The organism is Arsenicibacter sp. R0_47 (assembly GCF_057652235.1).
In genome coordinates this window covers 487,624-512,606 of the sequence record NZ_JBYFCJ010000004.1, presented here as the reverse complement: position 1 = coordinate 512,606, position 24,983 = coordinate 487,624, and the positions used below count along the sequence as shown (strand labels likewise).

Sequence of the window (24,983 nt, the reverse complement as noted above, 5' to 3'; positions counted from 1 at the left end):
CGGAAATGTATGTAAACATGAAACCAAAGGACATACCTTCTTTTGATTCAGAAGAATTTATTCCTTTCGGTTTGGAACAAAAGCGGAAAGTACAGGAAGGAGTTAATATAAACGGTGAATATGTCTGTGGTAATCTATACTATCATCTCAATTTTCATACACTGCAGATTGATACGTATAATCCCAGAACCAAACGGATTGACCGTCCTGCTACACGTGCTCCCCTGCGGGATAACGAATGGATTATTCATAACAGTTATCATAATGCGTATCTGCAGAAGAAACTGTATATGATCGGGGGATCCCGTCAGATTTCAAAATCAGATTCCATTGTATCTCTTTCCTGCAGGGAACTGTTTTGTTTTCAGGGTGCTGAAGTGATGGGATTGTTTTCCATCAGTGAAGATAAAGACACATTCAACAAAAAATTACAGGTTGCTCTTTCTGATGGTGAAGAAACTATTGATCTTGCGCGGCAGTATTTTCCGGATTCTCCGCGTCCTGATACCCATCCCAATTTTCTGATTCTTCCCAACATTGATAAGGATTTAACCAAAAAATACATCCGGTTCGGTATTACCCAGAAAGACAACGAACCGCTTGTATTTTCAAAGTTATATACCTACTTAACAAAGGAAGGATTGAATACGCAGGTAGGTGCCGGTAAATCACTTACCTTTTTCTTCTACGAAGAGATTGCGAAAGCTCCGATGCGTCAGGTATGGGAAGCTGTAAAACCCGCACTCTGGTCTGAATTCGGTTATCGCTGTGCATCGTTTATGGCCTTTACCGGTGGTAACGTACAGAAAAGCGAAGATGCACTGAACATGTTTTTCTCTCCTGCTGCAAATGATGTACTGGAGTTTGAAAACGAAGGGTTGAAAACCGGTATGTTCATGGGTGGCTGGTACCGGCAGGGATACAAATACAAAACCAATCTTGCAAAATATCTGGGAAAACCGGAAGAAGGTGAACTTGCACAGATTCCGATTCAGGTAACTGATTTTGATCTGGCCAACGAACGGCTGGATGCAGAGCTGGAAGCCAAGAAGCACGATAAGGATCCTAACGCAACTGTACAGCACCGGATGTTCTATCCGCGAACGCTCAAAGAAATGAGCTTAACCGCGAAAGAATCTCCTTTCAAGAAGTACGAGGAAGAACTGAAACGGCAGAAGGATTTTCTGCTGGAAACCAAACCCGGAAGACGCGTACGGTTATACAAGTTCGATAATGAAGTAAAAGCGGTAGATACAGATACAGATGCTGACATTTACAATTTTCCGCACAACGAAACGGATAATCTCAATGCTCCGGTAGTCATCTACGAGGAACCTAAGTTTAAGGAAGCCTACAAGCTCTACATTGCGGGGATGGACCCCTATAACATCACCATGACCAATACCTCTCCTTCACTGGGTGCATTTTACCTGATGAAACGGAAGTATGGTTCACTCACGGATCCGTATCAGGATACAATGGTGTGTAAATATGTTGCGCGTCCTACCGATACAATCAATACGTTTCTGGAAACAATTCAGCTGATTCTGGAATTCTACGGAGCTACCATGCTTTATGAAGTCAGTAACGATAACGTTCTGCCGTTTTTCGATAAACAGCATCTGGCTGAAATATATCTGGCTAAATCATGGACACTTCAGAAAACTATTAATCCGAAAACATCTTCACTTAACGCATACGGTTTAACGGCAACAGTAAAAAACCAGACATTCTGGATGAACTGTATTCTGGAATATATCAGTGAAGTAATCGGAATTGATCAGTATAACCGTCCGATTCTGGGATTAACCCGCATTCTTGATCCGCTGTTGATTCAGGAAATGCTGGATTGGAAAGAAGATCTCAACGTCGATAGAATTGTGGGATTCGGTCACATGCTCGCGTATTGTTCCCATCTGGATAAGTTTGAAAAACCTGAAGTACCTCCTGAAGAAAAGGAAGAAAAACCTAAAGTAAAGTTTCACCGGAGAAATCCGTGGGGTATGGGAAAAAATGATTCAAAATATTCTGAAAAAAAGAAACGTTCTGTTTTTAAATTATGAGTAAAACTATTATTTTTAATGCCGCATTAAGTATTGAATCTGTCGAAGAACTGGTTTCTAAAATAGAAACGCTTCTGGATACTAATTCAGCTGATATTGATTTATACTTCTCCTGTTCCGGCGGATTATGTTCCGCAACACATATTCTCCTTGATTTTCTTCATAAGTACCAGAATCGCATTACATTGATCGGTGTAGATGCACTGGGTTCAAACGGGTTCAATATATTCTTTGCTTATAAAGGAAAAAAACGCTTGCTGGCCGATGTAATCGGAATTATTCATTCTATTTCTTTTCGTGCTGAAGTAAGAGAACTTGCGAATACGCAGTCGTTAGGTGTTTACGAACTTGCTGAAGTAACCCGTACCAATCATAAATATCTGCAGGAGTACAAATCATTTCTTAGTGAAGAAGAACAAAAACGGTTTGCATTAGGTGAAAACGTTATTTTATCTTCTGAAAGAATGAATAATCTTTTTAAAACACAGTAATGGAAAATTACGAATTATCAAATCAGGAAACCGAACCTGTTATTTCCGGAGACAATGTTCAGCAACAACCGATGATAACACTGGAAGATGCCATTGTTACATTTACATCGTATGAAGAAATTGTTGATTATGTAGATAATCTTCAGTTTTTTGATCACAACTGTTCAATGATCCGCAGTGAAATTGATAAAATCACACTGCAGTCACCTATTGAATTGCTTAATAAATTTCAGCAGGAACTATACGTAGTTAACCGGATCAGTACAATCCACAAACATAAGAATGTGTTTAAGGATGAGTATTCTTCTAAATGGCTGAAAAAGATTATTACCAATCCAAATCCTGAATACAGAAGCGAACAGGATGAAGTACTTGGTATTCTTCCTAACGGATTCGGAGCACACATGAGTCCGGAAGAGTTTGATATGTATGTAAAAGCATTTGATGAACTCTATTCACTCGAAGAAGTTCCGGAAGAAAAAGAACATTTCATTCTGCCGTTTGATGCAGGTACTACCGGATTCCGGGAATATTACTGTACAGAACGTGAACTGATCAGAGTTATCCGCAAAGACAGATATTCCGGAATACGTGTAACAGATCTGCTTATCAAAGCTAAAAAACTTACTCCTAAATTTACCAATAAGGAGTTACTGAAATTAGTTACCAGACAGGTTAACAATGCTAATTAACGCCACAATACCGTTTGATGGCAGGGGTATTCATATCACCTGCCCGATAACTGAAGTAGTTGAAAACATTGAGAAACGTTTACCCAAAGGGTTATTTTCTACAGAATACATTTTTAAACTGGTAATGCCACAGCTTGTAAAATTTATAAACACCACTACACTTGATGAACTGGAAATAAAATACTTAGGTAAACTGGTTCCTAACCGCAGTCTGTATTATCTGACAGATGAACAACATCAGAAGTTACGGAAAGCTATCGAAAAAGCTGAAAAAAGAGAATCCCGTACTTATGAAGGAGATCATGTAATTCAACGATCAAATAATTAACCTATGCACTCAAAAGAACAAACCTCCAGCACAACATTTGCCAACCCGATTACGGAAAACAAAATGCAGGTAAATGAAATGAAGTATTCCCTTCGTGGTCTTCGGAACAAGGGCATACGTACCAAACCACTTAAAAACCGATTTGCTTCCAAACTCCGGATCACACAGTAATGGGAAAAGAATTCGAAAAGGAAATAAAGGAATCCTTATTTGAAAAACTCGCTAAACCTAGCAGATTTAATGTAATAGACGATACGGATGAAACACGAACATCACCGTATATCACCCCCTCAGAAACTCCTGTTATTCCGTTACATCCTGATTTACCTGCGTGTGCTCCACATCTGACAGAACCCTGTGAGGTAACAGATTCTTATCTGGATGAGCTGGAAGTACTTACAGCACTGCTGAAAACCATGAGCCGGGTGATTCTGGCAAACGAAACCATAGATACAATTGAAAAACGTATCCGTCAGTTAATCAATGACAAAATAACCAACCACAAACATGTTTAATCTCGAATCAAACGAAAAACAATTTACTGCTGCGGATATGGTATCGTTCGGTAAATACCTGCTGAGTAAAGAACGCCGCAATAAGCTAACACCAACTCCGGAAGAACTGGAAGAAAAATTTGCTACAGTACATCATACTGATATGACCAACTGGATTGATGGAAATAAACGAGCTAAGTAATGCAATCCTGCAACTGAAATGGATAAAATATCATTATCCTGATTCTCCTGATAACTGTTGCCTGATTGAACCCTACAGGGCTTCAAAGGGAGAAATAGATTTTCATTTTTACGGATACGGGTCCGCTTTCTGGAATGCAGATAAAGTATTCCGGAAAATTTTTCATGAACCTGACAGGTTTGAACTGCATCTGGACAATAAAGGTGTTTCTGTTGATTTGACAACTTGTAATTCTTTTACTATTCAGGAAAAACTTTCAGGAAAAACGACAATTCTTTCTAACTCAGATTTTTTAAAAGATCTTCATAGATACTTATCAGATGCTGAAAATGAATCTGTATTCTACATCAATCAGTTTACTGCTGCAGAATTAACATCCGTTCGGGGTAATTTTGCTAAGATGGATGATAAAATTGTTTTAGAAACCGTTTACAATATCGGTGAAGATAAACTTTATTTTTATCCGGGTTTACGATTAGGAACAATAATCGAAGAACAGGATTCATCTGATGCAACATTTTCACAGTCGTTTTACACAGATTATAATAAAGATCTTTATTATTTGATTTTTGTGGTTAAAGCGGATGGATCTAAAAAGGTATTTCAGCTTATTGAAAAACATGGGTATACCGTTATGACTACTGCTGTTTCCGGTGAAATTACCTATACTTCCGAAGATCATGCTGCAGAAGGGCTGAATATTTGCGGATATGCAGGAAAATGGAGCAAAGCTAAATTAACTTATCCTCCGGATACACATAACTACTGGAATAAAGTTCGACAGCACTTTCTGGAATTAGGTGGAGAATATCTTCATCAACAATAATTATAGCAATGATTAATTGTAGCACTTGCAAAAAATCCGCATTGACAACACCTCTTTACCGTACAGAACCTAAAGGTGCTCCGAAAGCAAAATGGATGTGTCTGCGATGCATTGAAAAAGAACATCCTGAACTGGCAGTTAATATTCAGGAAGAAGAGGAAGAATCCTTAAATCTCAAAGAAACTTTTTATCCGGAAAAGGATAAACGCAATACAACAAAAAACAAAAAACACTAACATGGCAAAACGCTCAAAAACTCAGGAAACACAATCAGCACCGGTACTACCTCAATCAATTCTGACAGCTCAGAATCAGGCTACCGGTCAATGGAATGTTCTTATCGGATTCGGTGATGATGTAGAACCGGATGTTGAAACATTTGACACAATGGATGAAGCATTTATCCGTGCTGCTGAACTTACAGAGCAATATTTTCCGGAAACTCCTCAACCTGAACCCGCACCTGTAACGGAACCGGCTGAACCACAAACAGATGAATCCCCTGTTGTCAGCGAACCATAATATCCGTTCGTATATTGACAAACGTTCAGGAGAGCTGACAGATGCTTTGCAGTTACCGGATAATCCGCAGGTATTGTTCAGCGAAATCCAACCGGATCATCAGTATGTGCTGCAACACGGCAACGCCGTATGTAAACTTAAATACGAAGCAAATTGTCGTATATGGGATAATAAACCCGCATGGATCGTAAGTCAACCGACAAAATATCAATATACCGGATCACCCGGAGCTTACATTCTATGGATTAACGGGACTATTTCACTTCTTCCCCGGTTTACATTTGAATCATTATATCAGTTAGTTTAGTAAAATCTCGGAAAAATTAAGAGAAAAACTCCTGTTCCCACAGGAGTTTTTTTATTTATCTCTTTTGCAGAAAAGTGATATTCTCTTGAACATTTATATAGTATAGATTTTAGTTTTTTTCTTATATATCATTGCATCACCGATTTAATAAAAAAAGTACTTTTTGTGTCCTCTCTCAATTACTCACTTCATCCTCTTCTGAACACTTCTATTGGTATGCCAATTGGTGCTCTTCCTCCCCAACTCCTTCCTTTGAAGGAGAAGGGTGAGGAATGGCAGCATCGTGTTATGGATGCACTTGAACAGATCGGACGACACCAGTATTACGAAAACACAAAGCTGCTGGAAAATTACCGGATGCTTAACGGTGAATTTATTCGGGAACATTACGAAGATGTAGATGAAAACGAATATCTTTCCCTGCTTGAAATGGCTGCAGAACATTTTAATAAAAAATTGCATCTGCAGCATTTTGATTTTATTTCTCAGGGAATTAATACACTGATCGGAGAGCTTGAAGCACATCCGAATACCTTTAAGGCAAAAGCAATCGGAAGCAGTGTAATTTCTCAGATTGAGGAAGAAAAAGCACGTATGCTGCTGGAATATGTAAAGGAACAGATTAACAAAAATATTGATCTCGCTTTACAGAAACAGGGAGTAGATACCAACAAACAGGATTTTCAGTCTCAACAGGAACAACAGCAATATCAGCAACAGCTTGATGAACAGCGTACAGCACTGACACCTGTTGAAATTCAGCGGTATTTTTCAACCAAATGGCAGCATATTGGTGAACGCTGGTCTAATATTCAGCTTCAGAATGATCGTTTTGAACACCGCCGTGATAAACTTGAATCAACGGAATTCCGTGATTCTCTTGCGGTTGCCCGGTGTTTCCGTCACTTCTGGATAACACCTACCGGTTACAGGGAAGAAACGTGGAACCCGCGTGATGTATTCTTTCATCTTTCTCCGGATGTTACCGAAATTGAAAAGGGAAATTTTGTAGGAAGAACCTTTATCCGTTCATTACCCGATGTAATTGATACAGACGGGCATCTACTTACCGGTGAACAGCTTGAACAGCTGCAGGGTGAGTACAGTGCTCAGGCGGGTAGTAAGTACGGAAAGGACTGGTGGGGAAATCCAATCTCATACCTGTCTCCGGAAGGTGTTCCCTACGGAGTACGATTACCTACAACAAACCGTGATATACTGGATCTGATTCCGGATGTTGCGCAAACTACACAGTTAAATCATCCTTTACTGAGTTCGATGCCTGACCGGTTCTCATCGAACTACAGATATTATATAAACAACCTTTTTCAGGTTACACAGGCGTACTGGAAATCAGCACGTAAGGTAGGTAAACTCACGTGGATTAATCCGGAAACAGAACTGTTTGAAATTGTTCCGGTTGATGAAACAACAATCTTTCCGGAAGGTACAAAACACATCGACGGTAATCTGGCACAGGATGCTGAATTTGATGGTACTCCGGTAGTACAGTGGACATGGATTACCGAAATATGGAAAGGTAAAAAGATTACCCCGCTTGCCGGATCGCACAAATCCCGCAAACCAATCTATTACGATATTGGTCCGCTGGAATTTCAGGGAAGACCCGAATCCAATTATGCAGATGCGGAATTACCCGTAATCGGTGAAATTTTCAACGCACGTAATGCGGAATCGAAATCACTGGTTGATATAATCAAACCTTTTCAGATTATGGTAAACCTGTGTATGAATCAGGCCCGTATCATTGCTGAAGAGGAAATTCTTCCGTTTGTTATCATGGATAACAACGCAATCCCGAACATTAAGGATTGGTCTGATAAGGAAAACGGATTTGAAAAGTGGTGGGCTTCCATACGTGAATTACACGTAGCACAGCTCGATACACGACCTTCCAACACACTTAATGCAAATACAGGTGGTCAGTTACCGAAAGTAATTGATCTCGATGCTACATCACGGATGCTCAGTCGTATTGAAATGGCTGAACGGTTTAAAATCATCGGATTAGCAATGGTGGGATTAAATCCTCAGCGGCTGGCTGCGATTAAACCACAGGAAACAGCTACCGGTGTGGAAACTGCAATGCAGCAATCCTACACACAAACTGCATCCTACTTTACCCGTTTCTACGATTATGTACAGCGGTGTCTGCAGAAGGGGCTGGATTTTGCTCAGTACGTACAATCCCGCAACATTGACATTACGATTGCTTCTATCCACGATGATTACTCTAAAGAGCTGTTACGGTTAAATAGTACAGATCTGCTGATGGTTCAGCTTAAAGTATTTGTCAGCAATGCACAGGAAGAACAGCGTAACCTGCAGATCGCTAAACAGCTTGCACTGGAAAACAATACCGTATTAACGTCTATGGGGGACCGTTTGGAAATGGCCACCTCTAATTCACTCCAGTTCATTAAAGATACATTACGTGATTCTGAGCTGAAACAGGAAAAACAACAGCAACAGGCGCAGCAGCTTGAACAGCAGAAGTTACAGCAAGCAACTGAAGAAGCGGATAAGCAACGTGCATTTGATGCTGAACAAAATCAGCTCGACCGCGAAAACCGTCTGGAAGAACGCTACATACAAACGTTCGGATACGGAAATAATGCCACACTTGACAGTGATTCTTCGGGAACTCCGGATGCACTGGAATACGATAAACTCTCCCAGAAATCACAGTCAGATTCTGAAAAGAATGCCATACAGCGGGAAAAGCTGATGCAGGACCGGCTGAAAATAGCAAACGATAATCAAAAGCATACGGATAATATAAAACTGCAGCGTGATAAAATGAAAAGCGATAGAGAACTGCAGGAAAAGAAAATACAGCAAGCCCGTATTCAGGGTGATAAATCCAAATAAATAATACCACTTACACACTATGGCAGTACAATCTTTTATCGAAACAAATGATGCAGAATGGTTTAATAATCTCGTAGAACGTGCTACAAATGGCTCGGGAATTACCGATACACCATCTTTTGCCGATATTGTTACCAAGAAACCCGAAACACCTGATGCTACGGTTAATACACCGGATGCAACAGTAACTGAAATTCAGCAAACGCAGAATCATCCGGATCCATTACCGGAAATGGGTAAGGATGCACTGGATAAACTTTTGTTCAATCCGGATGCTCCTGAAGTCAAAAATGATTCAGCAAAACCACAGAATACATCCGATACGGCACCGGATCAATCACAGGTAACTGACGATGCAGATCCGGAAGAAGTTATTGAACTAACTCCCGAAGAATACAAATCGGATCTGATTAAAACAACCGTTCTCAAACTGATCGAAGACGGTAAATGGGCTGCAATGGAAGGTCTGGATGAATTTGAATTTACAGAAGAATCATTCATTCAGCTTACGTTAATGCAAGCACAACACGCTGCTAATCAGCATGTTCAGCAGGTTGCTCAGTCTAACGAAATTATTTCAGGAATTTTTAACGCATACAACGAAGGTGTGAATCTTGATACAGTTCTTGATTTATTCAAGGAACAGAAACAGATCAGTGAAATCGACACACAAACACCTGAAGGTAAGCTGCTTAAAATTCAGCGTTTTCTGGAAGACGTAGAGGGTTTACCGAAAGAAACGGTTAAGAAAAAACTCAAACAGCTTGATGTTGATGCAGATGCGCTGGAAGTAGAATTTGAAATTGTAGAGGGAAAATTCCAGAAACATTTTCATAATGAACAGCAACGTCTGATTCAGGAAAAGCAGGAAGAAAACCGTATCAAAACGCAGCAGCGTAATGCAAATGTCCGTACCAGATTTAACTCATTGATTGAAGCAGGATATAAAGAATCTGATGCAAAGAAATTACTGAGTCAGGTTTATGTAGATGATATGAAACTGGATGATGGTACTGCCATTTCAAAGTTTGATTATCAGTTACTGCAGATTCAGCAGGATCCCAAAAAACATCTTGATCTGATTGAATTTGTACTTGATCCTGAAAAATATAAAAAGAAATTACTGCAGACCGGTGAGAATAACGGTGTTGTCAAAACAGCACGTAAAATCGCAGTTATTCCTGCACGCACTGCAACTGTATCCACACCAAATCCATCAGTATCCGCCAAAAAGGATCCTCTGCAATACGGTCAGAGTTTACTCAAAACTTTGTCGTAATTAATTACACACACACTTCATAATTAACCCACCTTTCTACACATGGTAAAACAAGGAAATCCTCTTGATCAGGTTCACAGAGGTGTAGCGATGACCACTACTGCGCTGGAAATCGGTACAAAACACACCGAAAAAAATACCATTGATGCACTCATGGGCGGTTCCAAAGATATGTTTTTGGGATTGATCAAACTGTGGCAGCAATACGGTATTGTTAACCTTCCGATTTTTGATATGACCGAATTATCCAACAACGTAATTTATACGAACGGATTCGGTCAGGGTTTTCAGTATATGATTCCGGGTAAATTCTCGTTACCTATCGTTCTTGAAGATATTAATGATCCTTCACTGGAACGTCTGGGCGAACGCGGTGAACCGTTCTATCTGGTACTGAATACCAACAACTACACCAAAACGGATATTCTTACTCCGGATTATTTCTCGGAAGATCAGGCATACGTTGATCCTACTGCTGAAGTAACACCATACGGTGACGGTTGGTTGTATACAATGCGGTTAACCAACCCGCTTGGTTATATTTCCCGTAAATATGTACGTCCGGGTCAGGAATGGATGAAGCTGACCAACTTCGAAACTGAATTCAGCACAGAAGCATCTTCAATCACCAAAAGTGCAGATACGCTTACTACTTTCCGTTTTGAAGCAGGTCAGACCAAACAATCTATCGAACACTGGATTACCGGTGAAGCTGATCAGATGGAATACGGTACCAATGCTCCTATGGGACCAATGGGTATCAATAAGGGTCTGATTCAGCAACATGCTGATCCGCATACGGCAGCTTTGCTGTATTTCTTTGAAACGTTGGGTGATCCGCGTGATCCTAACAACCCGGATCGTGTAAAGAATGCTATTCCTAATACCGGTTTCTGGATGCCTGTCATTCTGAAAATGCTGATGCAGGAACAAGCTAAAATGCAGGAAATGAACCTGATGTATAACCGTGGTGGTGTTGTGCATGATGCACGTGGTACGATGCGCCGGTTAGGTATGGGTTACTATCCGCAGATCCGTGAACTGGGTATCTACCGTTCATATTCAGATACCCGTCAGATCGGTCAGCTGATGAAAACAATGGTGGGTGAACTGTTCTACGGACGTACCGATCTTCCTATGCACAAACGCAAAGTTAAGTTTGAGATGGGTATGGGTGCGTTGATTGAAGCACAGAAATACTTTGCCGAACAGTTTAAGCAGCACATGGTATTCCCGATGATCAACCACAACGTTGTGAATCAGGTGCTGACCGGTGATAACATGAACCTGCAGTACAACGGGTTCCGGTTTACAAGCTTTAACTTCCCTGAAGCCGGTTACGTTGAAATCGAGCACAACCCTGCACTGGATTGGGAAGGTATGAAAAATCAGCAATCGTATAAGGGTGGTCGTTCGTACCGTTCGTACACGATCATGATTAAGGATATTACCGATCAGAAAGTATCAAACGCACTGCAGGGTACTACAAACGATGTGAAGGAAGGATACAACAACGGTCCGAATGTGGTGATGATTAAACCGAAAGGTTTTGAATCTACCCGCATGTGGTACGAAGTTGGCCGTTACTGTCCGGATTTCCTGAAAGCATATGTTGGTGCAGGTCCGAATGCACACATCTCATCATCTCCGTTTGATGGTTTCAAGGTAGGTGCGAAATGGGCCGGCGAAGTCTGGGTGAAAGACCCTTCACGTACTGTACTCATGGAGCTTGAAGATCCGATGAGAAATATGTAATACCGTAACGGTAGGGGGTTACGTATACTCTCTACCGTTCTTTTTAATAACCACTTACACTTATTCATGAAAAATATTTTTGTAAAACAGGAATCTACGGGAGCTGCCCGTTATTTTAACTACTACGGAACGGAACAATCACCCAATATCACAGTACACCCGAATGCTGATCACAAACGCTACGTGCGTAAGGAAGCAGACGGACGTACATGGGTAACAGGATTTAATGAAAACTCTCCGCGTGTTCGCTCTATTACAGATGATGCGAGACGTAAAAAAGTGCAGAAAGAAATCAACGAACGCAGAAACCGTCTGGAAAATGCACTCGGTGTAAATCTTTCAGCAAACCCAAATCCGAATGATTCGGAAGATTTCTGGCTTAATCATTCGATTCTGCTGGTTCCTCGCGGAGGTGGTGATATTGTATGGGATCTGGATGATCCGCTGACGGAAGTATTCTATCATGCGTCTATTGAAAACCGGTTTATTGCACCGGATTACGATAAACTCAAATTACCTGAATACAAGGAATCACAGTGTTTTCTGTATTTCTTTAATCCGCTTAACGAAACCTCACGTCAGAATACCCTGCAGGATCTTAAAGATGAAATTGCAGCTCTCATTTATACGCATAAAGAGAATAAGGAAAAAATGTATATGTGGTGCTCAGTTCTTAAAATTACTGTGAACCGCAATATGGATAAGGATTCTATCCAGCGATTATTTACACAATTCCGCAACAAACTTAAATCAGAAGCAGAGTTTACTACATTCCACAACACGCTTACACTGGATAACGAACATTTACTGGTTCGTCACCTTGTTATGTGGGGTTCACGTTATCGTAAAATTATTAAAAACGGTAATTTCTATACATTCAATGATATTGATTTAGGTAAAACACTTACAGAAGTTGAAGAGTCATTGTTATCCGGAAATTTTGACGATGTTCTTGAAAGTTTAATAAAACTTGAAAACCCTTCTAAATAATGAATATTGTACAACTTTATCTGGAGTTTTTAACGAAAATAAATAAACTCGGTACGTACGAAGGTCGTTATTTTTCTCCGGATAAATTTGTGCTGTTATGGAATGATCAGCAGCAACGCTGGCTGGAACATTCTTTGCAGAAAAAAGGAGATTCAAACGAGCTGCAGGATTTACAGTTTCTCTTCGTTACTGAAGAACCCGTAACCCGTAGCGGACAGACAGATCGTACCGTACAGTTTTCCTTACCGGAATTTCATCAGTTGGGCGGTATTCATATCACAGGAAGATTAGATTCATGTGTAAGTAGTCTGATTACCAGACCGTTAAAGCATCCTGCAAATCTGGAAGAACTCTGGAATGACTGGTGTAATGAACCAAACTGGGAATATCGTGAAACCTTTTACACAATCTCCGGAGATAAGTTACTGGTTTACCGGAAAGGATTTGATATTGAAAGTGCTTTTATTTCATACTGGCGACCGTTGAAACCGGTAGATCTTGCAGGATACGAAACACTTACGGGAGAAATGTCTGTAACTATTGATCCGGAACCAATCGGTGATTTTTATCTGCGTGAAATACTTGATCTTGTTGTAGCAGAATATTACCGGATTACGCCTGTACAGGGTGGTCTGGAAGCTGCAAAAGATCGTATTGCTACATCAGAAAAAGAGAACTTCTGATTTAATTATATCAGATAATCTCTTCTGATTTTCTACACCATATTTTTTGAATAATTCATCCATTAATTTTCCACCCTTAACACACTAACGTCACAGCAATGGCGCAAGCAGGAAAACTTCATCAGGCGAACCGTATCGCGTTCGTATCAAATGTACCCACATTACTTCCTTCAGGAAAGCGGGAAGATCTGGCTACAGAACAAATCGGATTGTTTTACCGTGATTTAGGTAAACAATCTGTTGCTACCACTTCACCAACAGATTCAAAAGGTCGCAAATTCAAACTCATTCAGGGTACTGTTCCTGTTGATCCGGAAGATTATACAGCACTTAAATACGCAGGTATTCCTTTCTGGCAGCATGAAACAATTGAATTTGAAGCGGATGATATTGTTGAATTCAAGGGTATCAAGGGTAAACCCTACACAAAGGAAGAAATTGTAGCTATCGGTTACGACGGGGTAGATATTAAGAAAACACTCAAAGCACCTAAACACGATAGTGTAAACTACTTTGTGCATTTGTTTGGTTTCCCTGCTCACATGGTAGCTAACAGTACTTCACGTTCTCTCAAACGTCAGTATTACATTGAACCGGATCCTGCTCCGTGCAGTGATTGTGAAGATCAGAACTGTTCAGGTCAGTGTGAATATCAGAAATGTCAGGTTATTGCGGATAAACTTATTGCTCAGATTAAAGCAGATAAGTTCCACAAAATTCCGATGACACGGCTCATCAAACCTACTAAGATTACAAAATGTGTAACACCGGAAGAAGCTCCGGAAGGTTTGGTCAGCTACAAAACGTTTGAAATTGAAATTCCCGATGATCAGTCAGATGCAGCTTTCGGTAAGCTTCAGGCTGCTTATCCGGGTGAAGCAATCAAACGGGTTCGCAAAGGTGCCGTATATACAACTTACCGTGTTACCCGTTTAGCATCTGCTAATGCACTGGCTGATTTCACTACCAGCGGTTTGAAAAAACTAACTGATTGCGAAGATTGTCCGTGCAACTACACAAAGGTTCCGGGTGCTGCTGTTTATGAACTTACAGTACCGGCAGGTAAAAGTGTACCAAACGTACCGGATCAGATCAGCCGGATTAAGCTGGCAGGTAATGATGACCGGGATGTGTATCAGTACATTGTTCCTGCATCAAAACCGGAAGCAGATGTGATGACCATATTTGCAAATGCTAACCTGACAAACGTATTCTCTCTGGGTATTCAGCGTGATCTGTGTGTTCCGGAAGAATCAGCAACCTATTCATGGTGTGAAGTTGAAACAGGTAAGAAAGCACCGAAATTCTATTACATTACTGTAATGGATACCAAGTGCGGTGAATCACGTTTACCTGAACTGCAGGCTGCTTATCCGGGTTCAGATGTTGCTGAACACATTGTGGGTACATGCGTACGTCAGTACAAAATGACGGTAATGAGTAATCTGGTAACAGATGAAGATTGTACTACTGACAGCTTCACATGGACAACTCCGGAACCGTTTGCATTCAACAACTGGGAAACACCGAAAGATCCGGAACCACAATCAGGTTGTGCCTGTGGTGTGTGGCTGGAAGGTGCCCGTTTTGAAGAAATTTACACACCGGAAACATTCCCGTATCTGGGTTATGATTCACGTATGAATGATCCGGTACACATCCGTGTATCGCGTCACTCAGAAGATTTCACGCAACCGCTGGCGTACTCGGAAGATGATCCGTTTACTATTCTGCAGGAAGCAGATATGCCGATCAATCAGGGTCGTGCTGTTGTGGAAATCGAACGGGAATCAATGGGTTACTTCCTGAAAACATATGATTTTCATCCGGTAATCCGTGAGAAATTCGGTAAGAAATTCAACACTAAACTTGATGTGTATTACGATGAATACCAGCTGCGTATCCGTCATAATCACCGCGCAGACGGTTTCTTCGGATTTACCGGTCCACAGGAAATCATCTATCGTTTCTTCTTCCCTGTAGGTGAAGGAAAACAGTTTGAAAGTACAATTAACAAGCTTGTTGCTGCATCTGATGCAACACGTAAAAACAAGCAGGTAGTACTATAATACATATATACCTGATTATCTGGTATAAGTGAGTGGTAGGTTGGTATAGGGTGGTCCGCTTTGAGATCACCCTATTTTAAATTAATAGCTATGAAAAAACTGACAAGACACGAATTATCCATTAAAGTTGTTCCACTGAACGATCCGTTTTCACTGGTTGTACAGGATACATCCGTATACCGGAAAGATGGTGCAGAATCTCCCTTGCTGGAAATTTCAGCTCCTGATGTAACCGAACCGCTTATTATTCCATTTAATCCCGAAACTTCCAATCTCATTACATCGTATGACTTCGGTGCAACCATGCGGAGTGAAATTAAGGACGGGTTGTATAAACTTACCTATTCGGTTGCTCCCAACTGCTACGTATACACCTGTCTGAATTACTTCCGTACGGATCAGCTGCAATGCCGGTTTATGAACTGGATGACAACAATTAACTGGAAAACAGAAGAACCCTGTTCAGCAAACTTTCAGAAGTTTTTCCGTATCCATGCATTGATCTTCGGAATTGAAGCTAATACAGCTGCCGGTGAAACGGAGCTTGCACAGGAGCAATACGATTTAGCCCACTCACTACTATGTACACAAGAACTCAAATCACAGCACTAATCAAAGAACTGAATGAACTCAGAAAGCAGGGATCAGATGATCCGAAAATTCAGACCTTTCTCGATGTACTGACCCACGCAACGATTCATCCGGTTGATTTTTTCCAATACGAAATCAAGGAAGCTACACGCTATGTTGAACAGCAAAAAACCATTTCAGTACCTGGCTAATCAGATTACAGGGGAATTACGATACGATTTTAAAGCGGCAGATGCTTCTAAAATCGTATTGTTGTATTGGAGCAATCTCGGATTAAGTGTGAACTGTAAATGTGAACCTGATTTGAATTATGACCGCTTAAACCGAATTCTCAATGAACGATAAAAGAAAACCTTGCGGAAAACCGGAATGTGCAGAAGAAACCAAAGTTTGTTGTGAAAAACGATATGACAGTTCCTGCATTTACTACCACAGCTGCGCAACCACATCATCCAAATTACGGTGTCTCAACATCAAAAACGGAACGTCACTTGAAACGATTCTGGAAAAAATAGATGAAAAACTCTGCACACATGTAATTCCCTCAACAAACTGGAACCTGCCCTGTTTACGCAATCATTATCATTATCAGATTACAGATCAGAAATCATTTGCGGAAGCAGTAGATGACCGGCTTTGTAAACTGCCTAATGAAACTATCAATCAGATTATTAACAATCAAACACTGATTACACAGCTTATTACGAAAATTACAACAAATCAGACGTTCATCAATAATATAATCAATATTGTTCAGAACAACTGTTGTAAGGAAACGGAAGAAGAATGTAAAACAACCATCACTGTTTCAGACGCTTCATGTAACGATGCTCCAGCAATCCCATAACATACCTGTTCAATCCGTACTTTTATCAGGAAAAAGTAATGTAACGGAAAACGAAAAAACCGTATATCGTGCAAATGCTGAAAATGCTGCCGGATATATCTGGGAAGTTTCCGGTGGTATTATTTTATCAGGACAGGGTACTGATCAGATCAGTGTTGCGTGGGGTAACGGTATATCCGGAACGGTTATGTGTACTGCAACAGGCTTTGCAAACAGTTCTGTACGCGGGGTAAAAGCGGTAACGATCCGTACTTCAGATACCTGTATTTCTGCCAGTGGTATATCTCTGACAGGAACCGGTACGGTTTCTGCTTATCAGACGGTAATCTATACTGTCGTAAGCACAGGAACTGTACTGAGTTACCAGTGGAAAGTACAGGGCGGGTATATCCGTGAATCCGCTAATGCAGCACAAGTGAAAATTATCTGGGGACCAACAGGTTCGGGCAGGGTTTTTCTTACGGTAACAACCTGTAACGGTGAACAGATAAGTATTCAGAAATCCGTTATTATCGGAATTGATCTCAGTAGCTGTATTCCCGTTACACTTCCGGAAATACAGGGAAACGCTGTTGTTGCAGCAGGAAGTGTACAATACTATAGCATTGTTCCTCTTACAGGTACTGATCCGGTCAGATATGAATGGAGTATTACCGGTGGTACACTTATCACACAACCTGCATCAACGGATGCGTATATAGGTGTGCGGTGGAATACCGCATCTCTTCCCGGATCTGTAACTGTAAAGGTATTTAATTGTACAGATGCTGTAGCTGTCAAAACCAAAACCGTTAACATTACCACAACACCTGTGTATACATGTGGTAGTATTATCAGTGATTCCTACACACCAACATCAGAATATATTTATCCGGTCTACACACTGGACGTAAGTGAATCCGCAGGTAAGAACGTATTCCTGAGATACGATGTTAAGAATCGTCCGAATGCGTTTAAACTATACGAAAACGGATCTTTACTGATTGATTCAGGATGGAAAGGAAAGGCTAATTATTCCGGATCGTGGGGAACATCACTCGATACTGAACTGACAGGATCAATTGATTTTACACCAAAAGAAGAAGCATTCTACACCTTACAGGTATTTGCCGGTAATTCACAGGGAATTGCAGATACCTTTGACATAACTATCAGTTGTTCTGATCTGCACATTATCAGCGTAAGTAATCAGGATAATATCTACACACTCATTACAGCAGGTGAAGACGCTGTATCATGGGAACTCACCGATTTAAACAACTCTACCGTAGCATCCGGAATTTTTTAATCATGGCTACCAAAGTAATCACATTACCTAAAAATCTGGCAGCAGGTGTGTATACACTTACGCTACTGTGTGCTGCCGGTTGCAGGGATTCCATTACCATTACCATTCCGGAAAAACCGGTAACTGAATCTACTATTAACGGTGGATTTGCTGAAGGATCTTTTGATCAACTTGTTCAATATGCACCATTCATTCCTACAGAAAATCAAAAAGATCAATGGGTGTGGAATACGTACCAGAATATCACAAACGGTAAAATCGAATTCGGGATACTTAACTCGATTGGCGGAATTGGAGCTGTGCTTCGATCTGTTGCAGATATTACTGTTCTTCCTTCCCTGAGTGAAAACCTCATCAATACCTATAAAGTAGGGGGAGATCTCAACAATCCCGATACGGGAAGAAGCTTTTTCTTCTCCGTATACGGAACACCCGGAGTAGGATACCGGGGTGTTACTACATCGGAAGCAGGACGCGATACAGGATTTAATCCCAATCCGGGAGGTGATGTATACCTTAACCGGCCACCGGTATTATTCTTTCAGAAAAAAGATAACATGCTATACGTAAAGGTGCAGGGATATATCTGGTTTCCTTCACTTGGATACGGACTTCCTAAATCTGAACCGGTATACTATCACTTCTGGTTTTCACTGGTTGATAATGCTGTAAAATTCTATACTATTATTGATAATCAGCGGAATGACGGTGAAATGACATTTCGCGGACGGGAACAGGAGTTTCCGGGTTGTTATTCAATTGCAAATCTGTGGAATCAGAAAGTGTATACCGGAAATCTTCCGTTTACCGATCAGCCTTCCCGCAGAGTGGATAACTCGGTACCCGGTCAGCAAACTGATACCGGTGAATTTCTGACAAGTGAATGCTGGATGGGTACTACTTATGAAAACAGTGATCGTGGTGTATTTCTGTTTACTCCCTATAATTCACGCTTCCGTGGTAAACAGTTTATTTCCAGAGCTGGCGGAGCTGATGATAATGACAGCGGATACATGAACTCAGCTGTTGTTACCGATATGGATAATCAATCCACCACTGGCTACGAAGGGTATCTCTATGTTGGTACTGAATCAGCATTCCGTTCCTTTATTAAGAATATTCCGTTACGACCGCTTGCGTTTGATTTTTCAGACGGAAAATTACAGGGATGGTACGGAATCAATTCACGTTTCAAACGTGAAAACAGGGAAATGATTTTTCATGCGGGAGATTCCCACACGGATAACAATAACACTACGCAGCAGGGAAAAATAGCTTCTCCGCAAGGAGCATGGAAAGCATCTGAAATCCAGACTATTTACCTCAACGCAACCGTAACCGGATTAACGAAAACAAAATTAATGTGGTTAAAATCCGGTCAATATGATAGTGATTTTGTAGATGGTAAACTGGCAATTATTGCACAGTCGATGGATGTAGTACTTTCCGGAAACGGTACTCCGCAGACCTACGCTATTCCCGTAAGTTCCCATCCGTTCTGGAATGATATTATCTGTCAGCTTCAGATCGGTAACGGATATGACTGGAACAGTGGTAGTTACCCATCTGTAAATACTGAAGCCACCATAAAACCACACTGGATTAATACTGTAAATTCCAAACCATAATGTGCAACTGTAATCAGCAAATCCCTCAACCGGTCGAGCAGAATTGCGGAAAACCAATTCCACCTCAACCAAACTGTGACGGATGTATTGATCAGTTATCTTCTGAATGCATTCAGTATCTGGATGATCCTGATGCAGTATCCGGATTAACTTTCCTCAATCTTTCGCCTACGGCAACGCTGAGAGAAATTCTTGAAGCAATTGACCGCGCTTTTCACACCCTAAATTCTAAAATCTAACATGGCAAAACTCACCGCAACTTTATCCAGTGCAACCGGTAGCTTTTCACTGAGCATCAAACGAAAAGATACCAACGCAGCTATTACCTGTAACTCGGGATGTACGGCAGGTACAGCAACAACCAGAAACATTGATTTCAACGCTGATGACGGTTATTTTACGTACGTGTTTACCGTAACGGATGCCAGTGGATGTACGTCTACGGTTGATGTTCCTTTTTCTGATATTGACTGTAAATGCCCTACAATCAGTTCATCCTGCAGCGGTACACCTAACTACGCAAACGTAACGACAAGCATTCATTCACACAGTGGTGCCAATACCTACGTGGCTCAACTGGTTAACAGTTCAAACGTGGTTGTATCCGGTTCTGCACAGAACATTCCTGCGGGTGGATTAAACTACACTTATCAGGTTGCTCACAATCAGCAGTATACGATGCAGATTCTGAAAAACGGTTCGGTTATCTGTTCATCAAACACCATTACCGCTGCAAACTGTCCTTGTACATTATCAATTTCAGTTAACACACCATCCTGCGTTTAATTAACCGGGGAGATTAATTTCTCCCCTTTTCCTACCTCTCTTATGTCACAAATTACCTTAACCGGTGCATCCCCGCCGTTTACCTCTGTATCTGTAAAAGCAACCGGAGATACTACAGAACGCTTTCAGAGTATCAGTGGAAATACCGTATATTTTGCAGGTATTATTGACAATGCCTCACACAGCTATACGGTAACTGTTGTAAAGGATGGTTGTGAAACATCCCGGTCTTTTACGCTCCAGTGCGAAACCACCTATAACGGATCATTTGATGAAGCTACCTGTGATATTATCCGGGGATGGGTGGCTGATACAACAAATAAATCTACACTGGCCGTAGATATTTATATTGATGATAATCTTGTTGTATCAAATTATCCGGCTACCGTTTCGCGTCCTGATGTAGCTGCAGCTATCGGTTCCGGATCCAATACAGCGTTCGGTTTTGAATATACGGTTCCTGCCCAGTATAAAACAGGCGGAACACATACGGTAAAAGTATATTATTCAGGTACACCGACGCAGATCCCTGCTTCACCTAAAAGTTATACCTGTGCAGCAGCCAATACGGTTTCGGTACAATGTATCAACAGCAACACGGTACGGGTAAGCGGTACGTTTACACCTACCGGTAATTTATACGTTGAATTACGTGATGGTAGTGCCAGCGGACCGGTAGTAACCAGTAAGGATGGTGTTCCCAATACATCCGGAAGCTATACGTGGGATTTTGATGTAAGTACATACGGTCAGAAAACCTATTACGCATTTGTACGGCTCAATGATCAGACTACGCTTACTTCATCAACGGGTACTCCGTGTGGGGTAAACCAGTCAGCATGTACGGCAATCTCTGCAGCTAATATCAGCATCAGCAATTCTGCACCGGCAAATACAGCAGGATCAACCATTACCTTAACAGCATCCGGTGGTGCATCGGGAGCTGTTTACCAGTGGAATGACGGTTCTACCGGAAATACCAAAACCGTAACGTTGGGAAGCGCGGGAACTACTGCAACGTATACCGTAATTGTTACCAATCCCGGATCAGGTTCAAACTGCAGTGCATCAAAATCCATTACCATTACCGCGCAGGGAAGTACACCAAACTGTACAGCATTACAGAATCCGCTGAATGTAAGCAGCTCGAACAATAATCCTTCACAAGGATCAACCGTTACATTAAGCGTCTCCGGAACGGGTATTAACCAGAATACAACGTACATGTGGAGTGGACCTGCCGGATTCAGCTCCGTTTCTGCGTCACCTTCGGTAACATTACCATCTTCAACGGGAACGTTTACCTACAGCGTAATTGCTACTAACAGTGACGGTACGGGAACCTGTACGGCAGCAGGAAGTATCAGTTTTACCTTTAACCCTTCAGCGGGTAACAGTATTACTGCAAACATCAGCTGTAATTCAGTAAATATCAGTGAAGGTCAGATTCCGGGTGCCGGTTCGGTAAGTGCATGGTTAATGAAAAGTGACGGTACTACTATCGGTCAGCTTTATGATAACCGTTCAGGTAGTTCATTAACCGGTACGTTTACTTCCTTTACCAACGGTAATCCGATCAATCTTACATCGGGAACCTATTATGTATTTGCACGGCAAACCGGAAATGACAGCAATACGGTTACATCCTCATCCGTAACCGTAACGTGTGGTACACCACCACCAACCTGTACAGCTCCGCAAGCATCCATTAGTGTTGCCCAGAACGGAAATGCTACCAGCGGATATGACCGGTACACATTTACAGCAAATGCATCCGGTGGTAATCCTGACACATACACGTATAGTGGCTGGAGTTATCCCAATGGTGTGCTTATCTCGGGGGGTGGCAGTTCCAATACAGCCGTGATTGAATTTCCGGTACCTTCATCGGGAAGTGCTGATTACACGGTTTCCGTTACAGTAAGCAACGGATGTAATCCTAATGCAACACCAACCCGTACGATTACCATTGCCAATACCCCGTCAAGTTATGCAAACGTAAACTGTAATAATAATACACTCAGTATCAGCGGTTATCTGGCAGGTGCTACAGCTGTTACCATTCTGATGTACAAACCGGACGGATCAAATGTACAGATTGCCGATAACAACTCTTCTATTGTATCCGGTGGTAATTTCAGCACAACATTCAGTTTGAACGGATATACTGCGGGAAGTTATTATGTTGTTGTAAAACAGGGTGATAACAATGTTGTTACCTCAAACGTAGTTACTTGTGGAAACGGATCAACCGGTGGTGGTTGTACAGCTCCTTCCAATCTGAGTGTATCGGCTAATCCGGCATCTTTAAGCTCTGCGGGTAATACGGTACTCACTGTAAACGGAAATAATATTACGGCAGGATCTTCATTTACGTGGAAGGTTTCCGGAGACAATACAGTAATCGGAACAACGCAAACCATTACTGTAAACCTCTCACAATCAACTACGTATGAAGTAACGGTTTCTAACGGTGCGGGTTGTTCTGCTTCAGCTTCAACAACTGTTCTGGTTGGTTCAGGATGCGTCCCTGTAAGTGGTGCTTCTATTACTTCCGGTACATCAACGTACACAACCGGTACTACCTATACGTTCACCGCAAATGCAAACGGAACCGGAATTTCTTACAGTAACTGGGATTTGAACGGTGGTAACTATCAGGGTGGTGGCGGATCATCAAATCAGATTCAGGCAAAGTTTGATACGGCAGGTACATATACTATTAAAGTAAATGTTACCGGATCATGTGGCAGTGCTCAACCGCAGCTTACCATTAATGTGTCTCCGGGAGGATGTGTACCGGTGGCAGAAACAAATACCGGAAATACCCGTTGTTTTGCGTCCGGTGGATCGTGTGTATCTCAGGTAGAAAAAACAAATGGTTGCTCAACATACTGGGTAAATGAAGGTAATCACTGTGCGTGTCCTGCCGGACAGGTACGGGATGGAAACTGTAACTGTTATACTCCGAATTCATGTACAGCACCTGCTCCTAATACAAATGCTACGCTGAACGCATCAGCAAATAACGCTCCGGTAAGTTCTGTTACCAGAAATACTGAAGTTGCATTTGCCTTCAATAACGTAGGTGCCACCAACGGTGACAGTGGTTCCTATAGCTGGAGCATTCAGAAAGACGGTGCTGCTACAACCGCATATACCGGTTCGTTTACGAATTCATGGAATGCGTTCATTACCCTTACCGAATGCGGTACGTATACAATTTCTACTTCATACGTCAACTGTGCCGGATCAACAGGAGTTAAAACTGCTACAGTAACTGTTACCGGTTGTGAACCTGTTACTTGTTCTTCTTTAGTTACAGTTAATCAACCACAGGTTGTAGCTGCAGGATGTGTAAATAATCGACTTACTAATCCGATTCTGAATTTCAACAGCATGACAGGAACTCCAAACAGAGTTTATCGGGTTAAAGGTGCTGTATTTAACGTAGATCATTGTTCTGTTACAGGAATAAATATTAATGGTTCAAGTTATTCAGATTCAACAATAACAGCTCCAATTACGGAAACGTCAGAACAATATACCTATCGTTTCTGGAATACTAATAATTGTGCAAGCTGTTATGCAGATGTAACAGTAACCGTTGATTCTCCACCATGTTGTATTAAGGATTTTACTACCAATTATTACTTTGTACAAGCTCCCGACGGTACTCCGTTTAACTCACATAGCGAAGCAGCTTCTACTGTTATTGCGGCAGATATAAACGGAAGTTCAGTATCAAGTCTTGCTACTACGGTTTCATCATTTTCAATAAATGGTCATGTTGCTACGGGGAGTGTAACAAATAATAACTGTACTTACAATCAAGGGTATTATGTACTTAACCAAAATACTGTAAAAGTAGAATACAAAGGGCAGTTCAGAAAAATCATAACTGAAATTGAATCAATATGTCCAAGTACATATTTTGATAATATTTCAATTGCGGGATATTCATCAACAGTTAATGATTATAATGAGATTTACTCAATTCCGAATTACAGTAATTATGTAAATGCATCTTACAACTGGTCTGTAGATTCAAATTCTCAGAATGTTACAATTTCTCAGGTTTTCTCTAATTCGAAAAAGTTTATGTATTTCAATTTTAAAACAATTGGTACATATACGATTAGATTAACCGTTACTAATAATTGTACAGGACAAGTTTTTAACCATACAAAAGTTGTAACAGTAGAGTAAATTAAGAGATTATCTCGTTAAAAATCAGAGAGGTTACTATT

23 protein-coding genes are annotated in these 24,983 nt (G+C 41.1%); all 23 read left to right on the top strand.

Annotated elements, in window-relative coordinates; all coding sequences use genetic code 11:
- Positions 1–17: 17 nt before the first annotated feature.
- The 23 genes from AC23NW_RS11005 to AC23NW_RS10895 all read left to right on the top strand — a co-directional run bounded on the left by AC23NW_RS11005 (position 18) and on the right by AC23NW_RS10895 (position 24,942).
- On the top strand, positions 18–2,063 hold the full coding sequence (locus AC23NW_RS11005; protein ID WP_487449486.1) for a hypothetical protein: 2,046 nt from the start codon (positions 18–20) through the stop codon (positions 2,061–2,063).
- A complete protein-coding gene (locus AC23NW_RS11000) occupies positions 2,060–2,554 on the top strand; it encodes a hypothetical protein (protein ID WP_487449485.1) in 495 nt (164 codons plus the stop codon). Before AC23NW_RS11005 ends, AC23NW_RS11000 begins: the two co-directional genes overlap by 4 nt.
- Positions 2,554–3,246: a hypothetical protein gene (locus tag AC23NW_RS10995; RefSeq protein WP_487449484.1), complete on the top strand. Its 693-nt coding sequence runs from the start codon at positions 2,554–2,556 to the stop codon at positions 3,244–3,246. Before AC23NW_RS11000 ends, AC23NW_RS10995 begins: the two co-directional genes overlap by 1 nt.
- Positions 3,236–3,574 carry a hypothetical protein gene (locus tag AC23NW_RS10990; RefSeq protein WP_487449483.1) on the top strand — a complete coding sequence of 113 codons (339 nt, stop codon included), beginning with the start codon at positions 3,236–3,238 and terminating at the stop codon, positions 3,572–3,574. The genes AC23NW_RS10995 and AC23NW_RS10990 overlap by 11 nt, the downstream gene beginning before the upstream one ends.
- A gap of 3 nt (positions 3,575–3,577) precedes the next feature.
- Positions 3,578–3,745 (top strand): hypothetical protein, encoded by a 168-nt coding sequence (locus AC23NW_RS10985; RefSeq protein ID WP_487449481.1) that lies wholly within the window; start codon positions 3,578–3,580, stop codon positions 3,743–3,745.
- Positions 3,745–4,089, top strand: coding sequence for a hypothetical protein (locus AC23NW_RS10980; RefSeq protein WP_487449480.1), 345 nt, complete (start codon positions 3,745–3,747; stop codon positions 4,087–4,089). The genes AC23NW_RS10985 and AC23NW_RS10980 overlap by 1 nt, the downstream gene beginning before the upstream one ends.
- Complete coding sequence (locus tag AC23NW_RS10975) at positions 4,082–4,270, top strand: hypothetical protein (protein WP_487449479.1); 189 nt, start codon at positions 4,082–4,084, stop codon at positions 4,268–4,270. Before AC23NW_RS10980 ends, AC23NW_RS10975 begins: the two co-directional genes overlap by 8 nt.
- On the top strand, positions 4,248–5,096 hold the full coding sequence (locus tag AC23NW_RS10970; RefSeq protein WP_487449477.1) for a hypothetical protein: 849 nt from the start codon (positions 4,248–4,250) through the stop codon (positions 5,094–5,096). The genes AC23NW_RS10975 and AC23NW_RS10970 overlap by 23 nt, the downstream gene beginning before the upstream one ends.
- A gap of 41 nt (positions 5,097–5,137) precedes the next feature.
- The gene (locus tag AC23NW_RS10965) at positions 5,138–5,332 is read left to right on the top strand and encodes a hypothetical protein (protein ID WP_487449475.1); all 195 of its coding nucleotides are present in this window, start codon (positions 5,138–5,140) and stop codon (positions 5,330–5,332) included.
- Between the two features lies 1 nt (position 5,333).
- Positions 5,334–5,618, top strand: coding sequence for a hypothetical protein (locus tag AC23NW_RS10960; protein ID WP_487449474.1), 285 nt, complete (start codon positions 5,334–5,336; stop codon positions 5,616–5,618).
- A 523-nt stretch (positions 5,619–6,141) separates the two neighbouring features.
- On the top strand, positions 6,142–8,817 hold the full coding sequence (locus AC23NW_RS10955; RefSeq protein WP_487449473.1) for a hypothetical protein: 2,676 nt from the start codon (positions 6,142–6,144) through the stop codon (positions 8,815–8,817).
- Positions 8,818–8,836: 19 nt separating this feature from the next.
- Positions 8,837–10,096 carry a hypothetical protein gene (locus AC23NW_RS10950; protein WP_487449472.1) on the top strand — a complete coding sequence of 420 codons (1,260 nt, stop codon included), beginning with the start codon at positions 8,837–8,839 and terminating at the stop codon, positions 10,094–10,096.
- Positions 10,097–10,138: 42 nt separating this feature from the next.
- The gene (locus AC23NW_RS10945; protein ID WP_487449471.1) at positions 10,139–11,851 is read left to right on the top strand and encodes a hypothetical protein; all 1,713 of its coding nucleotides are present in this window, start codon (positions 10,139–10,141) and stop codon (positions 11,849–11,851) included.
- 66 nt (positions 11,852–11,917) lie between these two features.
- Positions 11,918–12,841 carry a hypothetical protein gene (locus AC23NW_RS10940; RefSeq protein ID WP_487449470.1) on the top strand — a complete coding sequence of 308 codons (924 nt, stop codon included), beginning with the start codon at positions 11,918–11,920 and terminating at the stop codon, positions 12,839–12,841.
- Positions 12,841–13,524, top strand: coding sequence for a hypothetical protein (locus tag AC23NW_RS10935; protein ID WP_487449469.1), 684 nt, complete (start codon positions 12,841–12,843; stop codon positions 13,522–13,524). The genes AC23NW_RS10940 and AC23NW_RS10935 overlap by 1 nt, the downstream gene beginning before the upstream one ends.
- 98 nt (positions 13,525–13,622) lie before the next feature.
- The gene (locus tag AC23NW_RS10930; protein ID WP_487449467.1) at positions 13,623–15,593 is read left to right on the top strand and encodes a hypothetical protein; all 1,971 of its coding nucleotides are present in this window, start codon (positions 13,623–13,625) and stop codon (positions 15,591–15,593) included.
- Between the two features lie 90 nt (positions 15,594–15,683).
- On the top strand, positions 15,684–16,205 hold the full coding sequence (locus tag AC23NW_RS10925) for a hypothetical protein (protein WP_487449465.1): 522 nt from the start codon (positions 15,684–15,686) through the stop codon (positions 16,203–16,205).
- On the top strand, positions 16,175–16,375 hold the full coding sequence (locus tag AC23NW_RS10920; protein ID WP_487449464.1) for a hypothetical protein: 201 nt from the start codon (positions 16,175–16,177) through the stop codon (positions 16,373–16,375). The genes AC23NW_RS10925 and AC23NW_RS10920 overlap by 31 nt, the downstream gene beginning before the upstream one ends.
- A 143-nt stretch (positions 16,376–16,518) precedes the next feature.
- A complete protein-coding gene (locus tag AC23NW_RS10915; RefSeq protein WP_487449463.1) occupies positions 16,519–17,031 on the top strand; it encodes a hypothetical protein in 513 nt (170 codons plus the stop codon).
- On the top strand, positions 16,934–18,319 hold the full coding sequence (locus tag AC23NW_RS10910; RefSeq protein WP_487449461.1) for a hypothetical protein: 1,386 nt from the start codon (positions 16,934–16,936) through the stop codon (positions 18,317–18,319). Before AC23NW_RS10915 ends, AC23NW_RS10910 begins: the two co-directional genes overlap by 98 nt.
- Positions 18,320–18,321: 2 nt before the next feature.
- Positions 18,322–19,947 (top strand): hypothetical protein, encoded by a 1,626-nt coding sequence (locus AC23NW_RS10905; RefSeq protein ID WP_487449459.1) that lies wholly within the window; start codon positions 18,322–18,324, stop codon positions 19,945–19,947.
- A 240-nt stretch (positions 19,948–20,187) separates the two neighbouring features.
- The gene (locus AC23NW_RS10900; RefSeq protein ID WP_487449458.1) at positions 20,188–20,733 is read left to right on the top strand and encodes a hypothetical protein; all 546 of its coding nucleotides are present in this window, start codon (positions 20,188–20,190) and stop codon (positions 20,731–20,733) included.
- A 42-nt stretch (positions 20,734–20,775) separates the two neighbouring features.
- Positions 20,776–24,942: a PKD domain-containing protein gene (locus AC23NW_RS10895; protein ID WP_487449457.1), complete on the top strand. Its 4,167-nt coding sequence runs from the start codon at positions 20,776–20,778 to the stop codon at positions 24,940–24,942.
- Positions 24,943–24,983 lie beyond the last annotated feature (41 nt).

Coding starts and splice junctions, on each gene's coding strand:
- AC23NW_RS10900 (WP_487449458.1), top strand. CDS start 20,188: ATGGCAAAACTCACCGCAACTTTATCCAGTGCAACCGGTAGCTTTTCA.
- AC23NW_RS11005 (WP_487449486.1), top strand. CDS start 18: ATGAAACCAAAGGACATACCTTCTTTTGATTCAGAAGAATTTATTCCT.
- AC23NW_RS10920 (WP_487449464.1), top strand. CDS start 16,175: ATGTACACAAGAACTCAAATCACAGCACTAATCAAAGAACTGAATGAA.
- AC23NW_RS10985 (WP_487449481.1), top strand. CDS start 3,578: ATGCACTCAAAAGAACAAACCTCCAGCACAACATTTGCCAACCCGATT.
- AC23NW_RS10915 (WP_487449463.1), top strand. CDS start 16,519: ATGAACGATAAAAGAAAACCTTGCGGAAAACCGGAATGTGCAGAAGAA.
- AC23NW_RS10940 (WP_487449470.1), top strand. CDS start 11,918: ATGAAAAATATTTTTGTAAAACAGGAATCTACGGGAGCTGCCCGTTAT.
- AC23NW_RS10960 (WP_487449474.1), top strand. CDS start 5,334: ATGGCAAAACGCTCAAAAACTCAGGAAACACAATCAGCACCGGTACTA.
- AC23NW_RS10990 (WP_487449483.1), top strand. CDS start 3,236: ATGCTAATTAACGCCACAATACCGTTTGATGGCAGGGGTATTCATATC.
- AC23NW_RS10970 (WP_487449477.1), top strand. CDS start 4,248: ATGGAAATAAACGAGCTAAGTAATGCAATCCTGCAACTGAAATGGATA.
- AC23NW_RS10975 (WP_487449479.1), top strand. CDS start 4,082: ATGTTTAATCTCGAATCAAACGAAAAACAATTTACTGCTGCGGATATG.
- AC23NW_RS10930 (WP_487449467.1), top strand. CDS start 13,623: ATGGCGCAAGCAGGAAAACTTCATCAGGCGAACCGTATCGCGTTCGTA.
- AC23NW_RS10925 (WP_487449465.1), top strand. CDS start 15,684: ATGAAAAAACTGACAAGACACGAATTATCCATTAAAGTTGTTCCACTG.
- AC23NW_RS10905 (WP_487449459.1), top strand. CDS start 18,322: ATGGCTACCAAAGTAATCACATTACCTAAAAATCTGGCAGCAGGTGTG.
- AC23NW_RS10995 (WP_487449484.1), top strand. CDS start 2,554: ATGGAAAATTACGAATTATCAAATCAGGAAACCGAACCTGTTATTTCC.
- AC23NW_RS10980 (WP_487449480.1), top strand. CDS start 3,745: ATGGGAAAAGAATTCGAAAAGGAAATAAAGGAATCCTTATTTGAAAAA.
- AC23NW_RS10945 (WP_487449471.1), top strand. CDS start 10,139: ATGGTAAAACAAGGAAATCCTCTTGATCAGGTTCACAGAGGTGTAGCG.
- AC23NW_RS10895 (WP_487449457.1), top strand. CDS start 20,776: ATGTCACAAATTACCTTAACCGGTGCATCCCCGCCGTTTACCTCTGTA.
- AC23NW_RS10955 (WP_487449473.1), top strand. CDS start 6,142: ATGCCAATTGGTGCTCTTCCTCCCCAACTCCTTCCTTTGAAGGAGAAG.
- AC23NW_RS10935 (WP_487449469.1), top strand. CDS start 12,841: ATGAATATTGTACAACTTTATCTGGAGTTTTTAACGAAAATAAATAAA.
- AC23NW_RS10950 (WP_487449472.1), top strand. CDS start 8,837: ATGGCAGTACAATCTTTTATCGAAACAAATGATGCAGAATGGTTTAAT.
- AC23NW_RS11000 (WP_487449485.1), top strand. CDS start 2,060: ATGAGTAAAACTATTATTTTTAATGCCGCATTAAGTATTGAATCTGTC.